We start from the raw sequence: 15,708 nt of genomic DNA, 5'->3' as shown, positions 1-15,708 counted from the left end.
GAATGACCGCATCCGCACCCGCCACCTGGTTCGTGACCGGCGCCTCCCGGGGACTCGGCCTGGAACTGGTGAGGCACCTGCTCGACCGTGGCGACAATGTCGCGGCCACCACCCGCAGCACCGACCGGCTGTATGCCGGGCTGGCCGGGTCCGACACCGGCCGGCTGCTCGCACTCACCGTCGACCTGGCCGACGAGGCGCAGGTGCGCGACGCCGTGCGGCACACGCTCGACCGCTTCGGCGAAGTGGATGTGGTCGTGAACAACGCGGGCTACGGTTACCTGGCCGCGGTCGAGGAGGTGCCCGACAGCGCGGCCCGGCAGATGTTCGACATCCAGGTCTTCGGGGCGTGGAACGTCCTGCGGGCGGTACTACCGCACCTGCGCGCCCGCCGCCGCGGACAGATCGTCAACCTCTCCTCGATCCTGGGACTGACCACAATGCCGGGCTGGGGCCTGTACAGCGCGGGGAAGTTCGCGCTCGAGGCGATGAGCGAAGCCTTGGCGGCCGAGGTCGCCGATTCCGGAATTCGCGTCACCCTGGTGGAGCCTGGCTACTTCCGGACCGAGTTCCTCAGCACCGATTCGCTGGCGCTGCCCGCGACCACCACGGACGGCTACGAGCCGATCCGTGAGATGACACGCGATCATCTGGCGCTCCAGGGCACTCAACTCGGCGACCCGGTGCGGGGCGTCCGGGCGATCATCGAACTGGTCGACCGCGGTGCCGGGCCACTGCGCCAGGTGCTGGGATCCGACGCGCATGCTTTCGCGGCCGCGAAGGTGGAGGCACTGCGTTCGGACCTCGAAGCAGGAAAGGATCTAGCCCTGAGTACCGATTTCCCGGAGAGTCGCTGAGCCCGATGGAGTCCGGGCGATTGCCGACCATGAGCCGGCTGGATGCCGGGCGTGAGGGCGGCCATGGCCATTCGCCGCAGTCCGTGTGCGGCGGAGGCCGGCCACTGGGCTACGGGTGGCCGGCTCCCGAGGCCGGTACCCACACCGATCCCGCCGGCTGCCGAAGCAGCGTTCACATCCAGCAGGGCGTCGTTCTTGTGGTGGAGGCCGGTGGTGTAGGTGTAGACGACGATATTGCCGTGCGGGGCGACAACTTCGATGTCGGTGGCCAGATTCGCGGCCAGATCCACCTCGACGTCGACGCGTAGTGAGGCATGGTTGTCGGCGATATCGAGGATGCCCGCCACCGCCGGCCGGTCTTCCTCGTCTGTATGGTTCTTTCTGTGAATAGTGTTGTCCTGCACAGTATTTCGCCTGAATGGGTGAGTTGCGGAATCGGCTCTGTGCCGTGAATGCCGCATGCTGCGTACGGCGCTCGCCGTATGGGCGGAGATGTGGGGCGTTGCCGCGGTGGGAATCCCGTCCGGTTCGGACGTTGCGTCGAGCCGACGGCTTTCGGGTACCGAAGTAACGAATACGGAGTCTTGTGGGAGGGAATGATCCACCTACGTCCACAAGGCGAAGACCCACGCCTACGGTAGCGGTACCCGCAACACGCAACAGTGCCGGGTTGTTCCCCGCGCGGCGGTGAGTTCCACTGCGGAGACCGGTCTCGAACTGGTCGTCGGGGTGAACATGTACCGGATGACATCGTTTACCGAGTGTGAGACTGTCAAAGGAAGCCGGGGGACCGGATGGCGAGGTGATCGGGCAGGAGGACGCATGAAGCCTCCCCTCTCCCGATCCGTTATCGAAGCTGTACAGGAAGTCATGCAGCGAGCGACGCTGGCCGCTCGACACACTGCGGGCGGTCTCCATGGAAGCTACGGTCGCATTGCCGACGGCGCAAAGGCCGGAAGCGGATTCCTGCGGCTGGCGGACGAGGGGCGTGGAAAAACTCTCCGGCGGGTCTCCGCCGGCGCCTTGGGTGCCGTAGCGCTGACACAAATTATCGACGATGAACCCAGTCCCCCACTGGTGGAACGCGCACTCGCCGAATTCGACCCGGACGTGCGGCGCTATGTCAAAATGTCCCCTTTCTTACTGGAACAGCTGAAAATATTGCGTGCCGAGGGGTGGACGATAAAATACGGTGATCTCGCCGGAAAATATCGCGAAAGCACGCAGGGTGAAGCCGACCACGAAGCCAAGCGGATCACCATCGATGACGGGTTGAAAAACGATTCTGTGCAGGCAACCCGCATCCTGGCGCATGAGGTGGGTCACGTATATCCCGGACGGGTCGAAGCAATTACCGATCCACCCACTCCCGGGGAAAAATTTCCCGCATGGCTCGCGCGGAACATGCGCGAACTTTATGCGGGTGAAGCCGAAAGTGAACTGGTCACAGCCCGGGTACGAAAGGAAATTCTGGACGGCGGCGGTCCGGACATCACTCGTAATGATGCGGGAGGCGGCTCCACCAGGGGCGAAGGCCGTTACGGTCGGGTGCTCGACGGAGAACTGTCTTATGACGAAGCCCGTGACGGGCTGACGGATACGATGGAATACGATCCGAACGATATATATATTTCCCGCCTGGAAAAGGAGTGGGACAAAAAATATGCCGACTCCCACGGGCCGTCGACGGTAGACCCGGGTGAGGATTGGGGGCCGGATGATTATGTCGGCCGTCCCCCAGGGCTGACATCGGACTGAACCCACCGCGCACCAACCTGGGAGCCGTGCGCAACGTCTCGATCGACGCGCTGGACCGCCTACCCATCGATGTCCTTCCGGTGGGCACGGACTACCCACCGGACTTTCTCATCGCGCGCCACCGCCATCGTCGTGCCCAGCTGTTCTACGGTGCCAGCGGAGTCATGCAGGTGGTCACCGATCTGATCAAACCCGACCGTATGGTGCTGCGCTGGCTTCGCGGCCATGGCGCCGGCGTCGACCCGGCGACTGCTCGTACCGTGCTGGCCGACCGACATCGCAGACCACATCAACCGAACCCACGCCTACCGGGTGACTGCCCGGGAAATCGACCACGCCATATGGAAGGCAGCCCGCGCCCAGACCCCTCGCCGCTGAGCAGCTACGGGCCGAAAGGCCGTACCGAGCCGTCACCGTCCCCTGGACAAGGTGGATATTCCACGGCGTGCGTCACGTACTCGTAGCGCCCGGTACCTGGTTGGGGCGAGTGAATTGACTCGGCGTCGATATCGACCTCGGTCGCGCCGACGAAGGTGATGTGGCAATCCGTTCTCACTAACGCTGGAACCGGCAGCCGCGAAGTATCCGGTGTGAAACAGAAGATCGGCCGCCGCGCAGCGGTCACTGTGTTGTTCGCGGCCACCCTTGTGTCGGGTGGAAATGGCTTCTCGCAGGCTCAGCCGGCCGGTGTGATCTCGCCAGTGGTATACCTACAGCCCAGCCCACTGCCGCCGGTAGGCGTCTCCAGTATCTGGGCCTCGCGCGATGGCGACGATCCCGCCGTCGTCGTCCTCGGGTTCCTCGGCCAAGGCCGCACCAACACTCCGTGGCCGCTCGAGGTTGCAGTGAACTGGCGCAATCTGGCTACCTCCACCTCCGGCACCGCCTGGGTGACCGCCGGAACTCCGTTGCGGGTTACGGTCGGGCCCGGTCCTGTGGTGGCCACGACGACCAGCACGCAAACCATCATTCCCGGTGCCGGCGTGCTGGCGGCGAGCTGAGCGTCGATCACCGCACCGGTCCGCCCCGGCCGGGTGGAGCCCGCCAGGGCGGGGACCATGCCAATGCTCACGGCGAACTGCCCGGCAAGAGCTGGTCCTCGAAACTCAACGGCTCCGGTGGCACCGGGCTGCGCGGATTTCGGCGTCGGCTACAACTGCTCGTCCCCGGTGTGGGCGGCGTTCAAATGGGGATCACAGCACTCCACGGACTGGGGCGAAGAACTCGACCTCGACGGCGACGGCGGATGGGGCGTCTACCCACGCGACATCCTGAAATCGTCGTGGGTCACCGAATATCCCTGACCGCCAATACACGCCCACCAATGGAGTACTACGACCGATGAAGCGATTTCCACGCCTCGTGCAGCTGGCCGCGCTTACGGCCAGCTGCACGGTCGTGCTGTCCTGCACCGCCGATGACCAGCCGATCAGCAAGGACGCGCCGCTGGACACACTTCCTTCCGATGCCGTTGGGGTGGTCTCGGTGGGACCGATCCAGCCACCGATCATTTCGGATCGAGGCCGCGCGACGTTCTTCGCCTTTGACGACCGGCGGTCGGGCCCGTTCCGGGCTCGACCGTGACGGCCAGGCCCTCGGCCGGGTCCGGGGCGGGGCGATCTACGACAGCCAGGTCTTTCGGCAGGACAGTCGATCGTCACCACCGCCTCCGACGCAGTGACCACGTTGAGGCCTGCGGGGAGAACGAACACCGGGATCGACGAGGATATGGTGCAGGCCGCAACGAGCGATCCCGCCTCCGGACGTGCCGCGGTCTATCCTCTCCGTCCCCGCCACCGGCTCGACGACAGTCACCCACCACTGGCGGCTACCGCCTCCCACCTGCACACCAAAATCGAACTGACCCCGAGCACCGTCGCTCAAATCGACTACTGAGCCACCCCACCTACACCATCACCGACCTCGCCACAGTGAGATAGCCAGGTTCCGCACACCGCAGTGCCCATTCATACCCTGGCCGTGCCCTGACGGCGTTCGTGCCAACGCTGAAAACCAGCCACCACCAGCGCGACGACGCCCACCGGTAGGAAGTAGATCAGCACACCGAACACCGAGTCCGTCGCTGGCAACACCAGAAACGAAACCAGCAGAACCACCAAGGCCACCAGCCACGAACATCGACGGAACGCCGGGATCGCGGGCACCACGGAGAGAAGAACCGGTACCGCCAGCAACACAACCAACTGGGCGCCGTGATGAGTGAGCGCTGACTCGCCGCAGGCGGCATCCATGTTCACGACTTCACACGAAGAGATCTGGTACAGCGGCTCGGCGGCAACGAACACACCACCCCAGACCGCCGTCGCCCCAGCCAGGACCAACCACGCCATCCGCGGCCACACCATGATCCGATTACACCCCATACTCGCTCGGTCTCGCACAACAACCGCGGCCATCTCCAGGGCCACGCGCCGCAGCTACTGCGTTACCAGAGTCGGCGGATACAGATTTCTGCTCGGCCCGTCAGCGCGGCGCCGAGCTCTTCGACGGGGCGACGAGGACGCCGCGCATCTGGTCACGGGCACAGTTCTTGGGGCGGTAGGTCGGATGGGACTGCCCCGAGTTCGGTTTACGCTCCGAGCACATCGAGCCAGGAAGGAGGCGGTCTGTGGCGAGGTCACGGCGGTTGAAGATCCCGCTCGGACAAGGTGCGAGTCGTGTTGTCGGTGCTGTCCGGAGAAATGAGCGCCGCGGAGGCAGCGCGGCGGCGCGGGGTGGCGACGTCCAGCGCACCGTCAAAGCCGTCGAACAGCACCATGGACTACTCAGCGTCTGAACTTACACACACCGCGCGGCCGGTCCGGGCGTGCAGCGACGACCGCTCATCCACCGAGCCCCTGCTCAGATCCTTTCGATGAGGGTGGCATTGGCCATGCCGGCGCCTTCGCACATGGTCTGGAGCCCGAACCGCCCGCCGGTCGTTTCGAGATGGTTGACCAGTGTGGTCATCAGCCGGGTTCCGGATGCCCCGAGTGGGTGTCCGAGTGCGATGGCGCCACCGCGGGGATTGAGTTTGGCGGGGTCGGCATCGAACGCCGCCTGCCATGCCATCGGAACCGGTGCGAACGCCTCGTTCACTTCGTAGACGTCGATATCGTCGAGGATGAGGCCCGACCGGGCCAAGATCTTCTCGGTGGCCGGGATCGGGCCGGTCAGCATGATCTCGGGGTCGGAGCCGACGACCGCGAAATGGCGCAGGCGCGCTCTGGGGGTCAGATCGAGCCGGGCGGCCGTCTGCTCGCTCATGATCAGCGCCGCCGAAGCACCATCGGTCAGCGGTGAGGAGTTGCCTGGGGTGATGGCCCAGCCGATTTCGGGGTAGCGCCTGCTGAACTCTTCGTCACGGAATGCGGCAGGTAGCGTACCGAGTTTCGCCGCCGAGGTGGTGGCACGGACCGTCTCGTCGACCGTGTGCAGCGTGCCGTCGGGCCGGGTGACGGGCACGATTTCGGTGTCGAATGCCTCGTTCGCGCCGGCCTCGGCCGCACGCTGGTGTGAACGTGCCGCGAATTCGTCCAGGGCAGTTCGATCGAACTTCCACCGGGAGGTGATCAGTTCGGCACCGATGCCCTGGTGCGGCAGGCTCGTGAAGCGACTCGCCAAGGGACCGTGCGGGTGCCCGTCGCCGACGGCGGTCCCCATCGGTACCCGGCTCATGGACTCCACGCCGCACGCGATCGCGATATCGTAGGCCCCCGCGATCACCCCTTGCGCGGCGAAGTGCACGGCCTGCTGACTCGAGCCGCATTGGCGGTCCACCGTCGTACCCGGCACCGTGATCGGGAAGCCGGCGTTCAACAAGGCGGTGCGGGCGATGTTGAGTGCCTGGTCGCCGGCCTGGCCGACGCAACCGGCGATGACATCGTCGACCAGTGCGGGGTCGATCCCGGTCCGGTCGATCAGGGCGGACAAGACGGTCGACAGCAGATCCGCCGGATGGACACCGGATAACGCGCCACCCGGTTTTCCCTTTCCGGATGCGGTGCGGACGATATCCACGATCACAGCTTCGGTCATGCTGAGGTGCCTTTCATCGAAGTTCTGTACGGGTTCCGCAGGGGCAGGCGATCCGCATTCGGCCCCGGACGGCTCCTCGGGGCGCGGCCTTTCCGTTTCTCAGCATCAACGAGGTGCCATCCGGATCGCTCCGTCGAGTCGGATGACTTCGCCGTTGAGCATCGGGTTCTCGACGATGTGGCGTACCAGCGCACCGAACTCGGCCGGATCTCCGAGTCGAGACGGATGCGGAACCTGTGCGCCGAGAGATTGTCTGATGTCTTCCGGCAACGTTTTCAACAATGGGGTATCGAATGTGCCGGGAGCTATTGTCGCAACTCGGATCTGGTGTCTCGCGAGTTCCCGGGCGATGGGCAGGGCCATGGAGACGATTCCGCCCTTCGCCGCGGCGTAGGCAGGCTGACCGATCTGCCCGTCGAAAGCCGCGACCGAGGAAGTATTGATGATGACGCCGCGTTCGCCGTCCACGGTATCTGTCGCCGCGATTCGCTCGGCGGCGAGTCTGATGACGTTGAACGTGCCGGACAGGTTGATCCTGATAATGCGCTCGAAGTCGTCGAGGGGGAGCGGCCCGTTTTTGCCGAGAACCTTTCCGGGGGGCCCGATTCCCGCGCAGTTCACCACGACGCGCAGGGGCCCACGCTCGGACAGGATGTCCAGTGCCCGGGTCACGTCCTCGGTGGAAGTCACATCGCCGGGCACGAATGTCACTGCCCCCGCGCGCTCTTCCTGAATTCCGGCGCCGGACGAGGAGGGCAGGTCGAGTACGCCGACATGCGCGCCTGCGCCGGCCAATGCCTCGGTGGTGGCGAGCCCGAGGCCGGACGCGCCACCGGTGACCAGCGCAACCGTGTTGTCCAGTTCCATCGTGAAATTCTCCTGTTGGTCGACGGGACCCGCCGGCAGACAAGATGCCCGGACGAGCGGCCCCAGTTCACAATACGGACTACAAATGTCCAAATCAACACCGGATCGAGACTCGAACTGCCTCCTGTCAGCGCAACTGTCTGCGGAATTGAGAGAGGGAGGATTGGTGCACTTCCAAATTTGGACGGTATATGTCAGTATGATGGGGATCATATCAGGATCGCCCCTCGATGAGGTGAAGCACTCTCGATGGGCCGTTCCGAGCGGCGGTACGAGGCCGCGCGCTATCACCGGATCCGACAACAGGAGCGCAACGTCATGGGAAAGCTCGAGGGCAAGGTCGCCTTCATCACCGGCGCGGCACGGGGCCAGGGCCGCAGCCATGCGATCCGGCTGGCGCAAGAAGGCGCGGACATCATCGCCGTGGATATCTGCGACAACATTCCGGACAGCCCGTATGAGGGCGCTACCGAGTCCGATCTCGCCGAGACAGTGCAGCAGGTCGAAGCGTTGGGCCGGCGCATCCGGGCGAGCAAGACCGACGTCCGTGACTACGAAGGGCTGCAGAAGGTGGTCGACGACGGTGTCGCACAGCTCGGCGGGCTGGATATCGTCTGCGCCAACGCCGGCATCGCCGGGATCACCAGCCGGCCGCAGTCCGTCTGGGAATACGACGGCGCGACATGGCAGACGATGATCGATATCAATCTCACCGGCGTCTGGCATACGGCCAAAGCGGCAGTTCCCCACCTGATTGCCAACAAAGGCGGTTCGGTCATTCTCACCAGCTCCGCGGCGGGCGTGAAGGCGTACGCGAATATCGGCCACTACGTCGCGGCCAAGCACGGGGTGATCGGGTTGATGCGCTCGCTCGCGCTGGAACTGGCACCGCACGGTATCCGTGCCAACGCGGTCAATCCCACTCAGGTGGACACGCCCATGATCCAGAATCAGGCGATGCGCCGACTGTTCCGGCCCGATCTGGAGCACCCGACGCGAGAAGATTTCGCACCGGCCTCCCAGACGGTGAACGCTCTGTCGATTCCCTGGGTGGACTCGGTGGATGTCAGCAACGCCGTACTCTTCCTGGCCTCCGACGAATCCCGGTACATCACGGGTGTATCGCTGCCTGTCGATGCGGGTGCCCTCATCAAATAGATGCGAACAGGTCGCGGCGGCAGTGTGCGCGCCACTTCGGCGTGTCGACCTCGGCCGGTACTGCGCTCCGCCGCGCCTTGTGCGAAGACCCTGAATCAGCCGGCCGTGGCCGCATCGGGTGGCCGCACGTTGGAGGAATGGAACAGATGTCACTGACAGACGCACAGCTGATGGAGCTGTACGACAAGCAGGCTCTGCACGACAACCTGATGATGTATGTGCGGGGCGCGGACCGGCACGACCGTGAGCTGATGCGGTCGACATATTGGCCGGATTCATTCGACGACCACGGTGCCTACGTCGGAGACGGCCAGGGGTGGGCGGATGCGGCGATGACCTGGCACGACAAGATCTACAGCTGCAACCATCATGTCTCGAACGTCCTGTCCGAGATCGAGGGCAACCGGGCGAAGAGGGAGAGCATGTTCGTCTGTGTGGTCCCGTTCAGAGAGCCCGAAGTGACCATGTTCCAGGCCGGCCGGTACCGCGATCTGTGTGAGAAACGGGACGGTGTGTGGAAGATCCTGCACCGCACGTGTGTCTGGGACTGGATCGACGTCCGGCCGATCAACTCCGATTGGGATATCGTCGATGTGCCACGCGTATCGCATTGGGGCGATTGGTATCCCGATGACCCGATCTATCTGGACTGGGTGCAGAGCCCGCCGACCGAGTTCCCGCGACAGCCCGGTCGGCATCCGTAGCCGGATCGATATCGAGTACCCGGGTGAGCGGCAATCGACAGCCGTGATCGATGTCCGCTCACCCGGGTACGGGTTCACATGAACAGCGCGCGGTTCAGGCGAACGAGATAGTCGGCACCCGGGTCCCGCGCACCGCTACCACTCATCCGTTCCAGGACGGCCTCGAAGGCCAGATCCCGGCGCTTCGGCGAGCGCGCCGGGTCTGCCGCGGTGAGCGCGCCCGGCAGCTCCTGGCTGGAAAGGTCCGTGCAGTAGCACGGCGTGCCGGGCTGCTGCCGCCACGATTCGGCCAGGACGCCGGCGTCGAACCCGTCGAACCCGGTGTCCTCGACCAGGGCCAGGGCGATCTTTCGGTCTCGTTCGTCGTCGGCGGCAACGGGAATGGCGATCCGATCCGGGCTGCCCGCCGGTTTCCCCTTCTTCGCGAACGAATCCGAGCCGATCGCGTTCCATGCCTTGACCACTGACCGACCCAGCTGGTCGGCGACCCACAAACTCTCGGTCCGACCGTCCTCGAGGGCATCGATACGCCCATCGCGTTGCGGATAGTAGTTCGAGGTATCGATCACGACTGTGTTCGATGCCGACCGGCCGATGAGCGGGGCGATATCCGGCAGGCGGTTCAGGGGAACGGAGACGATCGCGATATAGACGTCGAGCACCGCGTCTGTCGCGGTCACCGCGCGCCCACCATGTGCCAGAACGTCGGGCCCGATCGTCTCCGGGCCGCGAGAATTCGCCACCTTTACCTCGTGTCCGGCAGCGCTCAACGTGGCGACCAGGGTTTTTCCGATATGCCCGGTGCCCAGAATGCCGATCTTCATCTATGGTCTTCCTTCTCTTCGGTGCCGGATTCGCCGTTCAGTTGTCGTAGCAGGCGACGAGGCGGCCCACGACCTGACCCTGTCGGAGGAGTTCCAGTCCTTCCGGAATGCGATCCGGTGTGATGCGGTGGATCGGTGGCTCGAGTTCGCCGCCGCGCATGAGCTCGTACAACTCGGTGAGGTCCTGCTGGGTGCCCGAGAGGGACCCGAGGATCTTCAGCTGCTTGAAGATGATCGCCTGGGTGTTCACCGTGGACTCCGGCCGGCCCAGACCGACCTGCACCAGTGTGCCGGCCTTGGGCAGTGCCTCCACTGCCTGTGCGGTGGTGGTCCCGAAGCCGGCGTAGTCCACGATCAGCGGCAAATTCTTGTCCGCGAACTCGCTGATCGATTCGGCTACGCCCGTGAGCCCGATCTCGGCAGCCAGTTCCCTGGTGGCCGGGTTCGTTTCGGCGGCATACACCTCGGCACCTTTCAGCACGGCGATCCGGGCGCCGAGATAGCCGAGACCGCCGAGTCCGATCACTCCGACCCGCATACCCTCCTGCGCGCCGCCCAGTGCGACCATGGCGTGGTACGCCGTCAGGCCCGCATCCGTCGCCACCGCTCCCAGCTCGAAGGAAAGCTCGGCCGGCAGGCGGACGAGGTTCTCCTCGGTGGCGCGCACTTTGGGGCCGTACCCGCCGTCCCAGGTGCCGTAGCCGATGGCATCGCCGTTGGGGATCATCGGCGACAGCCCTACTCGGTCGCCGACCTGCCACCGGTCCATCCCCGGGCCGATTTCGCTTATCACACCAGCGTTCTCGTGGCCGAGTGTCATCGGCAGCCGCGGGAACGACGCCATCCACTCCGGCTCGTGCAGGGCGCCCATATCGGAGGCGCACAACCCGGCGGCCTTGATATCGACGATGACCTCGCCCGGGCTCGCGTGTGGTGTTTCCACCTCTTCCAGGGTCAAGGGCCGGCCGGTGCCGTGAAATCGCCAAGATTTCATGGGGCTTACGTCCTTTCTGGGGATCGATGGACGAACGGTGAGGAGCGGCGCCGGCCGGGGCCGAGCGGCGAGATCTCAGGAGAATGCGAACCCGGCGAAATCGTCGGCCGCGACTTTGTCGCATTCGGCGACGTATCGGTCGAGTCCGGCGACATAGGGCATGAAAACCCTGCTGCCGTCATCGCGATTGACATGCACCATATAGTTTTCGACGTTGAGCCGGAGCAGGCTGGACGCGGCCTCCGCCACGTGTGCGGTCCACTCGTCCTGGGCCGTTTCCTCGGGTTCTACCTTCGTACGACCCCGTTCGCCCATATGCCGCAGCAGATCGGCGACGAAGTCGACATGCTGGACGTTGTCCAGGATCATATTGGCCAGCACCGAGGGACTTCCGGGGCCGGTGAGCAGGAACAGGTTCGGGAACCCGCGCGTCATCAGCCCGAGCAGAGTCCGCGGCCCGCGAGCCCACCGGTCGGTCGGTCGCTCGCCGAGTTCGTTGCGGATATTCGTTTCGTCGAGGGCACCGGTGAACGCGCTGAAGCCCAAGGCGAACACGATCAGATCGAATTCGAGATCGTGATCGCGAGTCCGTATTCCGTGTGGGGTGATCCGTTCGATGGGGTCGGCCTTGACGTCGATCAGATCCACATTGCTTTGATTGAATGCCTCGTAGTAGCCGGTATCCACGCACAGGCGCCGAGAGCCGATGGGATACGAGCGCGGCGTGAGGATGTCGGCGGCTACGGGGTCGCGCACGGTATCGAGCACATGCCGCCGGACGAAATCGGCCACGAGGGTGTTCGCGTGGATATCGGTGCCCTGATCGCTGAAAACCGCATTCATCGTGTGCCCGCCGCGGGCCCAGCGCTCCCGCAGCAGCGCCTGCTGTTCCTCCGGTGTGAAGGAGCCGGCCGGTCCGGCACCGAGGGGGATATCCGAGCCGGTCGGATGGTGCAGGATGGCCTCCCGCATCTCGGCGACCCGGCCGGCGAGGTCGGCGTACTTCTGCTGATCGAGTGGACCGTTCTGGGCGGGCACCGAGTAGTTCGCGGTACGTTGGAACACCGTGACGTTCTCGGCGTCACGCGCCAGGGCGGGTACCGCCTGGACGCCCGAGGATCCGGTGCCGATGACGGCGATACGTTTACCCGCGGTCTCGACATGGTCGGTCGGCCAGTGCGAGGTCTGCACCCAGCGACCGCGGTAGTCCTCGAGTCCGGGGAAAGCCGGTGTCCGGGCTTTGGAGAGCTGACCCGACGCCATGATCAGATAGCGTCCGGTGACCGGTTCGCCGCTACTCGTGGTGACGCGATAGCGGTGCGCGGCCGGCTCCCACTGGGCGCCGGTGACCCACGTCGAGAATCGGATATGCGGACGGACGCCCCAGCTGTCGGCGGCGAAGTTCAGATACGCCAGGATCTCCGGCTGCGCCGGATAGCGTTCCTTCCACGTCCATCGCGGATACAGCTCCTCGTCCGGGAAGCAGTAGAAGTAGCTTTCGATATCGACGCGCGCTCCGGGATAGCGATTGTGGTACCAGACCCCACCCACACCGGGCGCACCCTCGAACGCGATGACCCGCAACCCCTCCTGGGTCAGTTTGTGCACCGCGTAGATACCGCCCGCACCGGCACCGACCACAACAGCGTCATAGTCCACCGAATTCATAACCGAACCTTTCTCAGGTCGAGATGCATCATTACAAGCCTTCGTCGTGACAGGGCAGGACCGATCACGCCGAACGCCGGACAACCGGAAGCACGAGCCTCGACAGCCGGGTGTCGTCGTGCCATACGGTGTTGGTGGCCACCACCAGGTCTTCACGGCGGGCATCCGCGACCGGGATCGCCGCGTTGGGATTGCGGTCGTACTTCGGGAAATTGCTGCTGGAGATGTCCAGCCGCAGCCGATGCCCGGCGCCGAACACGTACGCGGTGGCGACGAGGTCGATGTCGATTTCGTAGACCGCCCCGGGTACCAGGAATTCCGGTCGCGCCGTCGATGTCCGGTAGCGGCACCGCAGGATGCCGTCGCAGACGAGTTCGGCCCGGCCGTCCGGGTGGACGTCCACCAGCGTCGCGGTGAAGTCGGTGTCGACCGCGCTCGACGAGACGTACAGTTTCGCCCGGACCGGACCGGTCACCTCGAGTGACCGGTCGAGCGGCGCGCTCGTGTAACACAACGCGTCACGACGGGTCTCGGTGCGCGCCTGGTCGCGGGGGCCCGCGTTGGCGCCGATGAACAGGCCGGGCAGGAATGTCGCGCCGCCACAGGTCGTGACCGGGTCGGCCGGGTCGTAGACGAAGCTGTCGGAGGCCGCCGCCGAGCCGGTCGAAGTGGACAGCGTGCCGTCGCCGCCGCTGGTTCGGGCATCGGTTGTGCTGCCGAGGAAGTAGTCGACGTACTCGGTATCCGGCAGGGGCCAGTCCGGCTCGTCGCGCCAGATATCGGGTCCCATGACGAAGATCCGCACCGGGCTGGGCGAAACTGTCGAGGGTGAGCCCGCCAGGTTCTCCTTGAACCACGCCAGTTGGACCCCGGTGATATCGGTTGCGTCGGCCCCGGCCTGGACCCCGAAGGACCGCTCGGGGAAAACACCGCTGGTGGCTCCGTGGGCCCACGGGCCGATGATCAACCGCTGACGCCGGGCGTCCGGCCGGTCCGAGCGTGCGCGCAGGGCGAGATAGTTGTCGATCGTGCCGCCCAGGAAAAGGTCGTGCCATCCGCCGATGTTCAGCACCGGGATGTCCGGGACAGCCGCCGACAAGTGTTCCCAATAACCGTCCCGGTCCGGGTGGTCCAGCCACTGCGTGAGGTACGGCGCGATGGCGGTCAGCGTGGGATGATCGCGCGCCGGCAGCGTGCGGAACACCTCGTCCATGTCGTCGAGCATTCGCCGGAGATCAGCGAGGCGATTCTCCTCGACCGAAGGGTTGCGGAGCAGTTCCCCGAGGCCGAGTGCCGAAGTGACCCACTGCAAGGCGAATCCCAGGCGGAACGCGCCCCCCTGGTACAGCCAGCTGTCGTAGTAGTCACGAGAGGTGACAGCCGCCGATATGGTGGCCAGGGCCGGTGGCCGCTCGGCCGCCGCGAGCCATTGCGTGGCGCCGGTGTAGGAGCTGCCGAACATGCCCACCGAGCCGGTCGACCACGCCTGGCCGGCCGCCCACGCGATGGTGTCCGCGCCGTCGGTCCGTTCGTCGGCGAACGGACGAAAGGTCCCGTCACTCTGATAGCGGCCACGGGTGTCCTGGACGACGACCGCGAATCCTTCCCGTGCCGCGCGCAGCACATCCACCCAGCCGCTGATCATCCCGTAGCTTTCCTTGTTGTACGGGATGCGTTCGAGCAGAGTGGGGAACGGCCCGCCGGTGGCCGGACGGTAGACATCGGTGGCGAGTTCCACGCCGTCGCGCATCGCGACCCTGAGGTTCTTCTCGACGACTAGGTCCATGGTGTCGACCGAGTCCCTTCCCAGCTTGTTCGTTTCCTGCGGTCGGTCACCACGTCAGAACGCCGTGACGCCGCCGTCGACGGCCAAGGAAAGCGCTGAGGTCCAGGTGGATTCATCGGACAGCAGGTAGACGACGGCATGGGAGATCTCGGTCGGCTCCATCATGCTGTCCGGGTGGAAATGGGAGTAGGTGCCCAGCAGGGTTTCGTTGCCGGCGGCGATCTCACCGAAGAGGGGCGCGATATACCGCGACATCTCGGTGTCGACCGGACCGGGATGCACGGTGTTGACCCGGATCCGGTGCTTGCCCAGCTCGGCGGCGAGGGTCTTGCCCATCCCGGTGACGGCGAACTTCGAGGCGGTGTAGGGGAGATTGAACGGACCCCCTTTGAGTCCGTTGCCCGACGAAACGAGAACGATCGATCCGCCGTTCCCGGAATCGACCAGTACCGGCGCGGTCGCCTGGACGGTGTTCCACACTCCGAAGAGATTGACGTCGATGACATCGCGGAATTCTTGCTCGCTGAACTTGTCCCAGGGCTTGAAGATTTCGATGCCCGCATTGGCGACCACACCGTCGAGTCGGCCGAGCTCGGCCACGCCGGCGCTGACGACCTGCCGGAGCCGCCCGAGGTCGCGGACATCGGCCTGCTGGGCGACGATCCGCCGGCCGAGCGATTCGACGAGATGGACCGTCTCCTGGAGGTCTTCCGCTGTGGCACCGCCGTACTGGAAGACTGTGGGGATCGACGCGCAGATATCGACCGCGATGATATCCGCACCCTCCTCGGCAAGGCGGACCGCATGGGAGCGGCCCTGACCGCGCGCCGCACCGGTGATGAAGACGACTTTGCCTTCCATACGTCCCGCCATTGCTGATGCTCCATTCTGAGAGAGAAACCGAGGCGGCGTCCTGCTGCCGCAACCGGAAATGAGTGCTCGGCCCCGCGCCGCCGCCCGTGGTGACCGGGTATGGGGCGAGCACTCGGCGAGCACAGTCGCTCAGCCATGTGATGCCGACCATACTGACATGTTCCGTCCAAATTAGAAAGGC

General features: G+C 65.2%; 17 protein-coding genes. 8 read left to right on the top strand and 9 right to left on the bottom strand.

Translation table 11 applies throughout. The features are described 5' to 3' along the window. The first annotated feature begins 2 nt into the window (after window positions 1–2). The 6 genes from AB0F41_RS01330 (at window position 3) to AB0F41_RS01305 (ending at window position 4,199) form a co-directional block, all read left to right on the top strand. Complete coding sequence (locus tag AB0F41_RS01330; protein WP_357420683.1) at window positions 3–857, top strand: SDR family NAD(P)-dependent oxidoreductase; 855 nt, start codon at window positions 3–5, stop codon at window positions 855–857. A 20-nt stretch (window positions 858–877) separates the two neighbouring features. Further along, complete coding sequence (locus AB0F41_RS01325; protein WP_357420682.1) at window positions 878–1,165, top strand: hypothetical protein; 288 nt, start codon at window positions 878–880, stop codon at window positions 1,163–1,165. A gap of 514 nt (window positions 1,166–1,679) precedes the next feature. After that, entirely contained in the window at window positions 1,680–2,615 is a 936-nt protein-coding gene (locus tag AB0F41_RS01320) for a hypothetical protein (RefSeq protein ID WP_357420681.1), read from the top strand. Window positions 2,616–3,205: 590 nt separating this feature from the next. Next, window positions 3,206–3,616 (top strand): hypothetical protein, encoded by a 411-nt coding sequence (locus tag AB0F41_RS01315; protein WP_357420680.1) that lies wholly within the window; start codon window positions 3,206–3,208, stop codon window positions 3,614–3,616. A gap of 117 nt (window positions 3,617–3,733) precedes the next feature. Beyond that, complete coding sequence (locus AB0F41_RS01310) at window positions 3,734–3,919, top strand: hypothetical protein (protein ID WP_357420679.1); 186 nt, start codon at window positions 3,734–3,736, stop codon at window positions 3,917–3,919. 58 nt (window positions 3,920–3,977) lie between these two features. After that, on the top strand, window positions 3,978–4,199 hold the full coding sequence (locus tag AB0F41_RS01305) for a hypothetical protein (RefSeq protein ID WP_357420678.1): 222 nt from the start codon (window positions 3,978–3,980) through the stop codon (window positions 4,197–4,199). Between the two features lie 383 nt (window positions 4,200–4,582). Here AB0F41_RS01305 and AB0F41_RS01300 read toward each other — a convergent pair whose 3' ends face one another. From AB0F41_RS01300 to AB0F41_RS01285, 4 genes are all read right to left on the bottom strand, one after another. Further along, entirely contained in the window at window positions 4,583–4,966 is a 384-nt protein-coding gene (locus tag AB0F41_RS01300) for a hypothetical protein (RefSeq protein WP_357420677.1), read from the bottom strand. Window positions 4,967–5,253: 287 nt separating this feature from the next. Then, window positions 5,254–5,394: a hypothetical protein gene (locus tag AB0F41_RS01295; RefSeq protein WP_357420676.1), complete on the bottom strand. Its 141-nt coding sequence runs from the start codon at window positions 5,392–5,394 to the stop codon at window positions 5,254–5,256. Window positions 5,395–5,477: 83 nt separating this feature from the next. Further along, a complete protein-coding gene (locus AB0F41_RS01290; RefSeq protein WP_357420675.1) occupies window positions 5,478–6,653 on the bottom strand; it encodes a thiolase family protein in 1,176 nt (391 codons plus the stop codon). A 105-nt stretch (window positions 6,654–6,758) separates the two neighbouring features. Continuing rightward, entirely contained in the window at window positions 6,759–7,520 is a 762-nt protein-coding gene (locus AB0F41_RS01285) for an SDR family NAD(P)-dependent oxidoreductase (protein ID WP_357420674.1), read from the bottom strand. Window positions 7,521–7,838: 318 nt separating this feature from the next. Here AB0F41_RS01285 and AB0F41_RS01280 point away from each other — a divergent pair, with 318 nt between their 5' ends. Continuing rightward, window positions 7,839–8,678, top strand: a complete 840-nt coding sequence (locus tag AB0F41_RS01280) for a mycofactocin-coupled SDR family oxidoreductase (protein ID WP_357420673.1) — start codon at window positions 7,839–7,841, stop codon at window positions 8,676–8,678. A gap of 146 nt (window positions 8,679–8,824) precedes the next feature. After that, on the top strand, window positions 8,825–9,382 hold the full coding sequence (locus AB0F41_RS01275; RefSeq protein ID WP_357420672.1) for a nuclear transport factor 2 family protein: 558 nt from the start codon (window positions 8,825–8,827) through the stop codon (window positions 9,380–9,382). Window positions 9,383–9,456: 74 nt separating this feature from the next. Here AB0F41_RS01275 and AB0F41_RS01270 read toward each other — a convergent pair whose 3' ends face one another. From AB0F41_RS01270 to AB0F41_RS01250, 5 genes are all read right to left on the bottom strand, one after another. Next, the gene (locus tag AB0F41_RS01270; protein ID WP_357420671.1) at window positions 9,457–10,206 is read right to left on the bottom strand and encodes an NAD(P)-binding domain-containing protein; all 750 of its coding nucleotides are present in this window, start codon (window positions 10,204–10,206) and stop codon (window positions 9,457–9,459) included. 37 nt (window positions 10,207–10,243) lie between these two features. Then, window positions 10,244–11,200, bottom strand: a complete 957-nt coding sequence (locus AB0F41_RS01265) for a zinc-binding dehydrogenase (RefSeq protein ID WP_357420670.1) — start codon at window positions 11,198–11,200, stop codon at window positions 10,244–10,246. Window positions 11,201–11,275: 75 nt separating this feature from the next. Next, window positions 11,276–12,868: an NAD(P)/FAD-dependent oxidoreductase gene (locus tag AB0F41_RS01260; protein WP_357420669.1), complete on the bottom strand. Its 1,593-nt coding sequence runs from the start codon at window positions 12,866–12,868 to the stop codon at window positions 11,276–11,278. A 64-nt stretch (window positions 12,869–12,932) separates the two neighbouring features. Continuing rightward, window positions 12,933–14,654 carry a CocE/NonD family hydrolase gene (locus AB0F41_RS01255; protein ID WP_357420668.1) on the bottom strand — a complete coding sequence of 574 codons (1,722 nt, stop codon included), beginning with the start codon at window positions 14,652–14,654 and terminating at the stop codon, window positions 12,933–12,935. 54 nt (window positions 14,655–14,708) lie between these two features. Then, window positions 14,709–15,527: a mycofactocin-coupled SDR family oxidoreductase gene (locus AB0F41_RS01250; protein WP_357420667.1), complete on the bottom strand. Its 819-nt coding sequence runs from the start codon at window positions 15,525–15,527 to the stop codon at window positions 14,709–14,711. Window positions 15,528–15,708 lie beyond the last annotated feature (181 nt).

Source organism: Nocardia sp. NPDC024068, from assembly GCF_040638875.1.
Taxonomy (GTDB): Bacteria; Actinomycetota; Actinomycetes; order Mycobacteriales; family Mycobacteriaceae; genus Nocardia.
The sequence above is the reverse complement of the archived record's forward strand: the minus strand, read 5'-3'. Positions and strand labels throughout refer to the sequence as shown.

Excerpts from the sequence above, each read along its gene's own strand:
- AB0F41_RS01255 (WP_357420668.1), bottom strand. The coding sequence starts at position 14,654 with ATGGACCTAGTCGTCGAGAAGAACCTCAGGGTCGCGATGCGCGACGGC.
- AB0F41_RS01280 (WP_357420673.1), top strand. The coding sequence starts at position 7,839 with ATGGGAAAGCTCGAGGGCAAGGTCGCCTTCATCACCGGCGCGGCACGG.
- AB0F41_RS01290 (WP_357420675.1), bottom strand. The coding sequence starts at position 6,653 with ATGACCGAAGCTGTGATCGTGGATATCGTCCGCACCGCATCCGGAAAG.
- AB0F41_RS01275 (WP_357420672.1), top strand. The coding sequence starts at position 8,825 with ATGTCACTGACAGACGCACAGCTGATGGAGCTGTACGACAAGCAGGCT.
- AB0F41_RS01270 (WP_357420671.1), bottom strand. The coding sequence starts at position 10,206 with ATGAAGATCGGCATTCTGGGCACCGGGCATATCGGAAAAACCCTGGTC.
- AB0F41_RS01300 (WP_357420677.1), bottom strand. The coding sequence starts at position 4,966 with ATGGCGTGGTTGGTCCTGGCTGGGGCGACGGCGGTCTGGGGTGGTGTG.
- AB0F41_RS01295 (WP_357420676.1), bottom strand. The coding sequence starts at position 5,394 with ATGGTGCTGTTCGACGGCTTTGACGGTGCGCTGGACGTCGCCACCCCG.
- AB0F41_RS01330 (WP_357420683.1), top strand. The coding sequence starts at position 3 with ATGACCGCATCCGCACCCGCCACCTGGTTCGTGACCGGCGCCTCCCGG.
- AB0F41_RS01265 (WP_357420670.1), bottom strand. The coding sequence starts at position 11,200 with ATGAAATCTTGGCGATTTCACGGCACCGGCCGGCCCTTGACCCTGGAA.
- AB0F41_RS01250 (WP_357420667.1), bottom strand. The coding sequence starts at position 15,527 with ATGGCGGGACGTATGGAAGGCAAAGTCGTCTTCATCACCGGTGCGGCG.
- AB0F41_RS01285 (WP_357420674.1), bottom strand. The coding sequence starts at position 7,520 with ATGGAACTGGACAACACGGTTGCGCTGGTCACCGGTGGCGCGTCCGGC.
- AB0F41_RS01320 (WP_357420681.1), top strand. The coding sequence starts at position 1,680 with ATGAAGCCTCCCCTCTCCCGATCCGTTATCGAAGCTGTACAGGAAGTC.
- AB0F41_RS01260 (WP_357420669.1), bottom strand. The coding sequence starts at position 12,868 with ATGAATTCGGTGGACTATGACGCTGTTGTGGTCGGTGCCGGTGCGGGC.